Source organism: Plectonema radiosum NIES-515 (assembly GCF_025753815.1).
GTDB classification, from domain to species: domain Bacteria; phylum Cyanobacteriota; class Cyanobacteriia; order Cyanobacteriales; family Nostocaceae; genus Hassallia; species Hassallia radiosum_A.
On sequence record NZ_JAOWRF010000362.1, the window covers coordinates 1 to 9,733 of the forward strand.

9 protein-coding genes are annotated in these 9,733 nt (G+C 41.3%); 7 read left to right on the forward strand and 2 right to left on the reverse strand.

Features of this window, described 5'->3' with window-relative positions; all coding sequences use genetic code 11:
- Together modB and OGM63_RS25470 are read right to left on the reverse strand one after the other, a co-directional pair.
- On the reverse strand, nucleotides 1–663 hold a 663-nt coding region (modB, locus tag OGM63_RS25465; protein ID WP_263748498.1), incomplete at its 3' end, for a molybdate ABC transporter permease subunit.
- Between the two features lie 100 nt (nucleotides 664–763).
- The gene (locus tag OGM63_RS25470; RefSeq protein ID WP_263748499.1) at nucleotides 764–2,278 is read right to left on the reverse strand and encodes an RNA-guided endonuclease InsQ/TnpB family protein; all 1,515 of its coding nucleotides are present in this window, start codon (nucleotides 2,276–2,278) and stop codon (nucleotides 764–766) included.
- Nucleotides 2,279–3,090: 812 nt separating this feature from the next.
- Here OGM63_RS25470 and fabI point away from each other — a divergent pair.
- The 7 genes from fabI to OGM63_RS25505 all read left to right on the forward strand — a co-directional run bounded on the left by fabI (nucleotide 3,091) and on the right by OGM63_RS25505 (nucleotide 9,702).
- Nucleotides 3,091–3,867: an enoyl-ACP reductase FabI gene (fabI, locus tag OGM63_RS25475; RefSeq protein ID WP_263748500.1), complete on the forward strand. Its 777-nt coding sequence runs from the start codon at nucleotides 3,091–3,093 to the stop codon at nucleotides 3,865–3,867.
- A gap of 176 nt (nucleotides 3,868–4,043) precedes the next feature.
- Complete coding sequence (gene hisB, locus OGM63_RS25480; RefSeq protein ID WP_263748501.1) at nucleotides 4,044–4,715, forward strand: imidazoleglycerol-phosphate dehydratase HisB; 672 nt, start codon at nucleotides 4,044–4,046, stop codon at nucleotides 4,713–4,715.
- Nucleotides 4,716–4,997: 282 nt separating this feature from the next.
- Entirely contained in the window at nucleotides 4,998–5,963 is a 966-nt protein-coding gene (locus tag OGM63_RS25485; RefSeq protein ID WP_263748502.1) for an ABC transporter ATP-binding protein, read from the forward strand.
- A gap of 788 nt (nucleotides 5,964–6,751) precedes the next feature.
- A complete protein-coding gene (locus tag OGM63_RS25490; RefSeq protein WP_263748503.1) occupies nucleotides 6,752–8,200 on the forward strand; it encodes a polysaccharide biosynthesis/export family protein in 1,449 nt (482 codons plus the stop codon).
- 165 nt (nucleotides 8,201–8,365) lie between these two features.
- Entirely contained in the window at nucleotides 8,366–8,728 is a 363-nt protein-coding gene (locus tag OGM63_RS25495) for a DUF2237 family protein (RefSeq protein WP_263748505.1), read from the forward strand.
- 123 nt (nucleotides 8,729–8,851) lie between these two features.
- The gene (gene sipA, locus OGM63_RS25500; RefSeq protein WP_263748506.1) at nucleotides 8,852–9,094 is read left to right on the forward strand and encodes a regulatory protein SipA; all 243 of its coding nucleotides are present in this window, start codon (nucleotides 8,852–8,854) and stop codon (nucleotides 9,092–9,094) included.
- Nucleotides 9,095–9,150: 56 nt separating this feature from the next.
- The gene (locus tag OGM63_RS25505) at nucleotides 9,151–9,702 is read left to right on the forward strand and encodes a peroxiredoxin (protein WP_263748508.1); all 552 of its coding nucleotides are present in this window, start codon (nucleotides 9,151–9,153) and stop codon (nucleotides 9,700–9,702) included.
- The last annotated feature ends 31 nt before the right edge of the window (nucleotides 9,703–9,733 follow it).

Consider the following 9,733-nt stretch of genomic DNA (forward strand, 5'->3'; position numbering starts at 1 on the left):
CCTCTCCCCCCTTGCTTCTTGCCAAATATTCACCGCAACAATCCCCGACAAGGAAGTAGCCATAATTACCAATGACCAAAGCCAAGCTTCGTTATTATCACCGGCTTCCACCGCAAAATAAATTGCCAGTGGCATAGTCTGCGTTTGTCCGGGAATATTGCCAGCTAGCATCAACGTAGCCCCGAATTCACCCAAAGCACGGGCAAAAGCTAGCGTCGTTCCCGCTAAAACTCCTGGAACTGATAAAGGTAACATGATACGCCAAAACACCCTCCATTGGGAAGCACCAAGAGTTTTGGCTACTAAAAGGAGGTTTTGGTCAATTTGTTCAAAAGCTCCTAATGCAGTTCTATACATTAATGGGAAAGAGACAACTGTGGCAGCGATCGCTGCACCATACCAATTAAAAACAATGCTAAAGTTAAATTTATCTAGAAATTGCCCAGCAAAACCATATTTACCAAAAAACATCAGTAATAAAAAGCCAACCACTGTCGGAGGCAAAATCAGCGGAGAAACGAAGATTCCCTCAATCAGTGCTTTGCCTTTACCTCGGTATCCCAACATCCAATAAGCAGCGGCAATACCGACAAAAAAGGTAATAATCGTGGCAAGTAAAGAAGTTTTCAGGGAGATCCACAAAGGGGTTAGATCGAGGGGCATAATTTAATTTAAAATTCACTGATTCAAAATTCAAAAAAGAGAAAATTCCCAAATTTTGTCTTTCCTTAAAACTACCAACTATTTTACCTAGTGACATCTCCTACACCGATTTGAGTACAAATTCGGTGTAGGCTTCTGAAGTCTTATGAAAGATATTCAGAATTTCCTTCATGGTACTATCAGCTATAGATCCTTCTATAACAATTTTCCCACTACGGCGTTTTATCCTGGGGAATATGCCCAACCCCAGTTTTTTCAAATTAATTGCGGCGTTGATATCACGATCAACATAAATTAATTCTTTTTCATCCCAATATTTACGAGCATTCAAACTGGTAAAAACAATTTCGTTTCGATAGCTCAGTAATTGAGACGTATATGCAGGATTTTGAGGTACGACAACAGCACCAGCTTTTTCGGCTATGTAACTGAATATCTCAAAAAACTGTGGAAAGGCTGCATCATTCCAGGATTTATTTAGTCCCGATTTAGCAGATTGTCCATTTGGTAAAAACTTTCCTGTTTCATCTTGTTTTGGTTTATTACGTTTGCCCAATCCTTGCAAATTTAGTTTTTCATGAAAGAAAACTTTCTTTCCAGAACGTATAAGTTTATGTGCCGTTTTATAATGGAAATCTTTACGACTTCTAGCTATCTTTTGATGTTGTTTCCCTTCCTTTTTTGCAAGTTTGCGGCGTGACTTACTACCACGCTTTCTTTTATTTCTAATGAGCGAAATTTTATCTAGTTTGTGTTGGCTTTTGCGTAAAACTTTTAAACTAGGCAGTTTTTCACCATCTGAAGTGGCAAGATAATCATTGCCGTGCAGAACAGCATCCAAACCCATTGAATTATCCCATGTAGGAATAATTGGATCTGGTGTATGTTGTGGAACGGAATTATCTTCTAGGCATACTTGCATGTACCAGCCATCAACTTTTTTAGTGACGCTGATTTGTTTGATTTTAAAACCAGTTGGCTTGGAAATTGCCGCAAAAAAATGGGGGCAGCCTTGTTTTGTAGATCCTTGATCCTCTAGGACTATTTCGTTGGAAGGCTGCCCCCATTTTTTCAGGTCTTGGCTCCCCAAAGACCGATGTATTCTTACTTTAACAATGCCAAGCTTGGGTAATTGCAAATAAAACCAATTTTTGCGGACTAGTTTTATCCAGTTATCATTTGCTGTTGCAAATGTCATGGTTTTAAAACTAGATTCGCTTTGAAAACGCGGTTTTCCAGAACGTTTACCGTTTACATCGCCAATTATAAATCGTTCAAAAGCTTTGTCTACTCGTTTGCATACATCTTGAAGTATCGTTGATTCAACACGTTTAAAATCAAGTAGTTCACCGCTGTGAAATACTTTAACCAAATCTTGTTTGATTATAGGTAGTTGTAATTTTTGAGAATAATAATTAGGTTTATTCCCAAACAAACTAGGAAATATATTTTTCCAAAAAGGAAAAGATTTTAATTGTAAATGATTGTTTTTCCACCAATCAAAACGTTCTCCCAATTGACGATTATACCAATATCGAGAAATCCGCAACCAATGGTTAAGTTCTAATTTTTGTTTTGTGCTTGGATAAAACCGATATTGGTATGTAATCTTCATAATCAGTCTTTACCTTTATCTTGTAGAACTTTTTGTAATTCGGTCAACGCCGAAACTTCTGTAAAGGTAACAACAATGTAATATTTTGGTAATTTCCAATTAGTTAATATTGGAATTAGTTTTAATGAATTTGGAAAAATAGGTTGGCTATTTTCACAAAAATAATGCATAATAAAAATGCTCCCATCAAGGTAAGATTGTTGGCGAGAAGTCGTCAGGTTATCGTGTTGGAAGCACTTTAGCTTGGCGCGTATTTAATTGTTTCTATATTTTACTATTCTTAGTGGTAAAAAGCAACCCAGCCAAGCCTATTTATTTCAAACCCTTAAATCAATTATTGGCAATTCGTCACCGACCAACATTACTGATTGAACTGCGTTCAATATCGTTCGTTGGTCACTTCCTCATTGCCCCAAAATTCATCTCATCGCTCATCTGAGTACAGATAGAGCGAGAGGCTTCTTTTGGAATAACCTAATTCCTACCCATCTCTAATCATTAGCGAAGAGGACAAGGGGCTTGAAACCCCTGTGGCAGGGGAACCTAGAATCTTTCCCCCTTGCAAGAGCAGACGTAGCACATACAACGTCTCTTGGGTTCAGGCAACGCAGTAAAGACTACCAAGTGCTACGTTTCTACCTATGATTCTGGAGATGTCCAAAGGCAGTATCAACTTACGCCCTTTTTTTCATCTTTTGCCTACTAATGCAAGTCTGCTAGTTGAGAATGGTGCAAGTTATCAGTTAAAACAAAAACAAAGCAGGCTCAGATTCTAGTATGCTCTATCTTGATCGTGTACGTTCAAAATTTTTATGTTAAATCTCACCGGGAAAAACGCTCTAGTCACAGGCATTGCCAACAACCGCTCGATCGCTTGGGGAATAGCTCAACAATTGCACTCTTGCGGCGCAAACCTCGGCATTACTTACCTTCCGGATGACCGAGGGAAAATGGAAAAAAAAGTCGCGGAATTGGTGGAACCCCTCAGTCCTAGTTTGTTTCTTCCGTGTAATGTAGAAAATGATGAGCAAATTCAATCTACTTTTAATACGATCGCCGAAAAGTGGGGCAAATTAGATATTCTGATCCACTGTCTTGCTTTTGCGAACAAAGAAGATTTGACTGGAAATTTTAGTCAAACGTCTCGTCCAGGTTTCAATAAAGCTTTAGAAGTTAGCACCTACTCATTAATACAGCTAGCAGGTGCAGCTAAACCTTTAATGAAAGAAGGTGGTAGTATCGTCACCCTGACATATTTAGGTGGCGTTAAAGTGATTCCTAACTACAACGTTATGGGAATCGCCAAAGCCGGATTAGAAATGAGCGTGCGTTACCTCGCATCTGAACTTGGTCCAGAAAATATTCGTGTCAATGCCATTTCCGCAGGTCCGATTCGCACTTTAGCATCTAGTGCGGTGGGCGGCATTTTGGATATGATTCATCATGTAGAGCAAGTTGCACCTTTACGACGCACCGTTACTCAACTAGAAGTAGGCAATGCAGCGGCTTTTTTCTGTAGCGATTTAGCCAGCGGAATTACTGGACAAGTGCTGTATGTGGATGCAGGATATGAAATCATGGGGATGTAATGGTGACTAGGAACTGGGGACTGGGGAAGAAATCGCATTCATGTCTGTTCCTACTTTCTTCCCACCATAAGATTCCCGATGTTTTTATTAAAATAGGTATTCTTCGAGGAAGAAGGGAGTGATCCCAGTCCCTAATCTCTAATCCCTGATGCCCTAATCCCTAATTTCTATTTTCTATGCAAATAAGCGATGCCTCCGGCAAGGACTCCGTCCTACTAAGCCAACTTTCTTCCTCACACCACGACCAGTCAAATAAAACTTCTCGCATTGCTTCAGTTAGTCGCACTACGGGTGAAACGGATGTGCAAGTTACCATCAACCTAGATGGTACAGGTATTTGCAATGCCGCAACGGGAATTCCGTTTTTGGATCACATGCTGCATCAAATAGCCTCCCACGGATTGATTGACTTGGATGTTGAAGCTAAGGGAGACTTAGAAATTGATGACCACCACACCAACGAAGATGTAGGTATTACTTTAGGGCAAGCATTCAGCCAAGCATTAGGCGATAGAAAAGGCATTGTCCGCTTTGGTAATTTTCTCGCACCTTTAGATGAAGCTTTAATTCAAGTTGCGTTGGATTTTTCGGGTCGTCCCCATATCAGCTATGGTTTAGAAATTCCTACGACTCGGGTGGGAACTTACGACACCCAATTAGTACGGGAATTTTTTGTAGCGGTGGTAAATCATAGTCAAATGACGCTACACATCCGTCAACTTGATGGGATTAATTCCCATCACATTATTGAAGCGACATTTAAGGCATTTGCGAGGGCAATGCGGATGGCGGTGGAAATCGATACCCGTCGTGCTGGTATGATTCCCAGTTCTAAAGGCGTTTTGTGAAGTAGCTAAAATTACTTAAAATGTGAATAATCTGCTCGTGCCAATCAGCTATTGAGCTTGAGATAATTGACACAAGAAGAGGGTAAAGGGAAAAAAATAAAAACGTTCTTTTATTACCCTTTACGCCTTCACGGCAGATGGTTAACTTGGGGAGCCAGTCAGGTGAACGGCTAGAAGCGACTTGAGAGAACTAGTGTGAGACCCCAAGACCGTACTGCCTCCCCTTTCGCTTTCGATAAAAATAATATCTTTGCTGTTGCCAGAAGCACAATTTAAATAGAAATGAAGTCTATTGCAGATGCGTCTGATTCTCAATTAAATACTACAGACTATCCACCAGTAGTGTTAACTTCCGAGTTAAGAAAAGTCTATCGTACTGGCTTTTGGATGAATCAAAAAGTCGTATCCATCAAAAGCTGTTCTTTAAAAGTTTATAAGGGAGAAACCTTTGGTTTGTTAGGACCAAATGGTGCTGGGAAAACTACGCTTTTAAAGTTGTTGCTGGGAGTTATTCGTCCCACGGCTGGACGGGGATTATTATTGGGTAGACCGCTAGGCGATCGCACTGTTAAAGAACGTATCGGCTATCTACCTGAAAATGCCTATTTGTATGACTATCTCACTGGCTGGGAATTTTTGCAGCTAGCAGCCGGACTATTCCAAATTCCTCAAAGCGTGCAACGCCAACGCATCCCGGAACTGGTAGAATTAGTGGGTTTATCTGCGGTGGATGCTCGCAAAAAACCTCTTCGTCGCTATTCTAAAGGAATGTTACAGCGTGTGGGTATGGCACAGGCATTAATTAACGATCCAGAATTGGTGTTTTTAGATGAACCAATGTCTGGACTCGATCCGGTGGGACGCTATCAAATGCGAGAAATTATCCTGTCATTAAAAGCTGCTGGCAAGACAATTTTTTTTAACAGCCATATTCTCAGTGAAGTAGAGAAAATATGCGATCGCGTTGCTATCCTCTCTCAAGGTCAGTTAATTTGCTCTGGTTCCCTCAATGAACTATTAGGAACGACAAGGGCATATCGTGTCAAAGGTCAAGGTGGTGACTCAGAAGTTATCAAAAAATGGATACCTAGTTTAGAATTTCAACCCGATGGGTCTTGGCAAGGTGAACTACAAGAAGATTACTATGATTTTCTTGCTAGTCTCCGCTTAATGGGTGGGCAAATTATTGCCATGAACTTGTCTCGTCCCTCCTTAGAAGAGTTTTTTATGCATCAAGTTAAAAAATAAAATCATTCGGTTAACTTATACCACTTCTTTTTCAAGAGGCTTCTGGGTGTTTTAAATGGTAACTACTACAATCAAGTATCGGTGCTAAAAGCTGTAATCTTCTTAAAAGATTATATGGGTTTGTTTATAACTGTCGAGTTATTTAAGAAATAGACTACTAGTCTTTTTATACCAAATTGATATTTATCAAAATATTGTTTACATACAGCAAATTTCAGGTATATGAGGTACATACGTAAAACCCGCTCACCGGCTCCGAGACGTAGCACTTGGTAGTCTCTACGTGTATTTCATAACAACGCAATCTGCTGTATAACCTTTTTCTGCTCTGTTTTACCCAGGACTATTTCATTCTATTTTTAGGTGTCGGTTTCATGAATATTTTCAGTAAAAGCAAAAATTTAACAACCAAACCCACCCATTTAAAATACCCATTTAGGCATAATTAACCGCGTACCATAAAAAGTGACATTTTAGAATGAAACAGCCCTGTCTTTTATGAAGCAACCATCAGATTTTAAAATATCGTTATATTGGCTACGTCATGTTAGTGTATAATCAATTAAATAAAATTTAATGATTGCCTAAATTGTATTTATTCCTTCTCTGAGATTTGACGAGTAAAACTTTAAGTTAACTTCACTAAAAATTTAAATCAAATCAACAATTTGCCTCCGGAAAATGAAGCTTTTTTATGATAATAAGAATGTTGGGTAACTTGAATACTTACGTATAGTCAAGAGAAAAATGTTCAGACAGCACTTTATTCATAGTGGGATCGGCTAAGTATGCTTAATACAGGTATGTTGAAATTCCTCACCCAGTCAGTTGTAGGTGTGGCATTGTTAATGGCTGTCACTATGGTTTTAACCCCTGCTAGTCAAGCCCAAAAACAACCCAGAGCAGCTACCACACAACTTAATACAAATTACACCTTGGGAGGAGGCGATCGCATCCGAGTTAACGTGTTTGAAGTGCCAGAATATACGGGCGAGTACCAAATACCTCCTGGTGGCGCGATCAACCTACCTTTGATTGGCAGCGTCGCTGTTGAAGGGCTAACAACCGAACAGGCATCTGACGAAATTGCCAAAAGATATGCTCGCTTTCTCAAACGTCCCTTAATCTCAGTCAATCTTTTATCACCTCGTCCGATTAACGTTGTAGTTGCGGGGGAAGTGTCACGTCCCGGCGCTTACTCTCTCAGCTTGCAAGGAGGCGCAGGTAACGACCCTGGAGTGCAATATCCAACCGTATTAGCCGCAATTACAACAGCTCAGGGGACACTCAGTAATGCGGACATAACTCAAGTGCAATTACGGCGCAAGCTAGGACGCACCGGTCGAGAGCAAATAGTCACAATTAATTTGAAAGAACTCATCCGAACAGGCAGGTTATCACAAGATATTACCTTGCGTGATGGAGATACGATTGTTGTGCCAACAGCAGCCAAACTCGACTTAGCAGAAGCACGGAATTTATCAGCGGCTAACTTTGCCGCTGATCCCACCAGACCCCGCACGGTAGCAGTCGTTGGTGAAGTAAATCGTCCGGGATCGTATCTTGTTACCCAAGGTGCCGATGGGGGAAACGCAGGTGGTACTGGTGTTGGGGTAACTATCACCGGTCAGCCAACTGTAACCCGCGCGCTTCAGTTAGCGGGGGGAATTACACCACAAGCTGACATTCGCAACATCAAAATCCGCCGACAGACAAGAGCCGGCGGGGAACAAATTATAGATATCAATCTTTGGCAACTATTGCAAAGTGGTGATGTCAATCAAGACACAATTCTCCAAGACGGAGATACGATTTTCTTCCCAACTGCAACAGAAATTAACGCAGCAGATGCAATTGCGTTAGCTAATACTACTTTGTCTCCGGCTACTATTCAAGTTGGGGTAGTAGGCGAAGTTAAAAAACCGGGACCTGTAGATATTAAGCCTAATAGCTCCTTAAACCAAGCGCTACTTGCTGCTGGTGGATTCAATGATGCTAGAGCTAGCAGTTCTGCTGTAGATTTGGTTCGTCTCAATCCTGATGGTTCTGTTAGTAAACGTAAAGTCAAAATCAATTTGGCCGCTGGAATTAATCCGCAAACTAATCCGATACTCCGCAATAATGATGTTGTGGTAGTCTACCGTTCAGGTGCAGCCAAGGCAAGTGATACTATTGGGACTGTGATCAATCCTTTCGCTGGTGTGTTAGGTATTTTCCGATCTTTATTTGGATTCTAAAAAATACATCTTGGGGACGTTTGTCAAGCTTTTTCGCCCTCAAAAAAGCGATCGCGCATTTTTTAACTTCTGCCTGCGTAAGTTTTCACTATTAGCAGTAAAATACACTGGGGTCGCGTGCGATCGCGTAACCTATCGCCTTAAACTCAAACTGAAGCTATTGACATGACAAAAGCTAAAAACGTAATCGACGGACAACTTGAGCCTTGCTGCACTTCTGTGATGACTGGATATTACCGCGACGGATTTTGTCGCACAGGTGGTGAAGATTTTGGGGTACACGTTATTTGCGCTCAAGTCACAGCAGAGTTTTTAGAGTTTAGCTTGGGACGGGGTAACGATTTGATTACCCCACATCCAGAGTATCAATTTCCTGGTTTAAAAGCAGGCGATCGCTGGTGTTTATGTGCTTCTCGTTGGCAAGAAGCTCTTGATGCTGGTGTTGCTCCACCAGTCGTGCTTTCTGCCACTCATGCTAGAGCTTTAGAAGTCGTTTCTCTAGACGATTTGAAAAAAAACGCACATTAGTAGGTAACGCAATTAATTGCGTTACTAGATGCCAAAATTTCGCCAAGTATAAAAAGCGCTTACGTGTGGTTGAGCGATCGCCAACTTAGTATATTCTGAAGTCTAAAAGCTCATGGCTAAATTATGTCCACAGAATTCGCCATTAATAGTCAAGTCCGAGTTGTGGCACTACCACCCTACGTAAAAACCGCTGACCCCATGCCCATGCTCCGCCCACCCGATGTCATTCACATCGGCGAAGAAGGCACAGTTGTTGACCGTCGTCCCGGAGGATATTGGGGTATCCGCTTTGCTAAAGGAACCTTCCTCCTCGATAGCCAATACATCGAAACCACAGACACCCCGGATATATCTCATCAAGAGTGACAATAGCAGCCACCAAAAATTGTAAACTTATGTAAAGTTATAATTTTGGTCTGCACATGATTTCTCGTCGCACTTTTTTGAGTATATTATTTGCCAGCTGCTTTGCTGTGATTACTTGGTTGAATTTTACCCCTACTGCTAATGCTTTAGGAGGTAAACTCCCAGCAATTAATCAACCCGCACCTTTATTTACCTTACCAACCAACACTGGTAATGGTGAAATTTCTCTGTCTGACTTGCGTGGTAAGTGGACAGTCCTCTACTTTTATCCCAAAGATTTTACCGCTGGTTGCACCATAGAAGCGCGTCGTTTTCAGCAAGACTTGCCCAAATACGTAGAAAAAAACGCGCAAATTATCGGTGTCAGTGCTGATGACGTTGATTCCCACGCTGAGTTTTGTGATTCAGAGGGGCTAAAATTCCCGTTATTAGCTGATACCACCGGATCGGTCAGTAAAGCTTACGGTTCTTGGATTGGCTTTGTCTCCATGCGCCACACTTTTATCATCGATCCAAACGGCATCCTCCGCGAGACTTTTGTCAAAGTCAATCCAAGCATCCACAGTACAGAAGTTCTCAGCATACTCAAACAACTGCAATCTTCTTAAGGCATTCGGCAATTTTGTTGAGGGGGGGAGA

Bases quoted from the DNA above. Each gene is read 5' to 3' on its own strand.
- hisB (WP_263748501.1), top strand. From the start codon at position 4,044: ATGCAAATAAGCGATGCCTCCGGCAAGGACTCCGTCCTACTAAGCCAA.
- OGM63_RS25495 (WP_263748505.1), top strand. From the start codon at position 8,366: ATGACAAAAGCTAAAAACGTAATCGACGGACAACTTGAGCCTTGCTGC.
- OGM63_RS25505 (WP_263748508.1), top strand. From the start codon at position 9,151: ATGATTTCTCGTCGCACTTTTTTGAGTATATTATTTGCCAGCTGCTTT.
- OGM63_RS25490 (WP_263748503.1), top strand. From the start codon at position 6,752: ATGCTTAATACAGGTATGTTGAAATTCCTCACCCAGTCAGTTGTAGGT.
- sipA (WP_263748506.1), top strand. From the start codon at position 8,852: ATGTCCACAGAATTCGCCATTAATAGTCAAGTCCGAGTTGTGGCACTA.
- OGM63_RS25470 (WP_263748499.1), bottom strand. From the start codon at position 2,278: ATGAAGATTACATACCAATATCGGTTTTATCCAAGCACAAAACAAAAA.
- fabI (WP_263748500.1), top strand. From the start codon at position 3,091: ATGTTAAATCTCACCGGGAAAAACGCTCTAGTCACAGGCATTGCCAAC.
- OGM63_RS25485 (WP_263748502.1), top strand. From the start codon at position 4,998: ATGAAGTCTATTGCAGATGCGTCTGATTCTCAATTAAATACTACAGAC.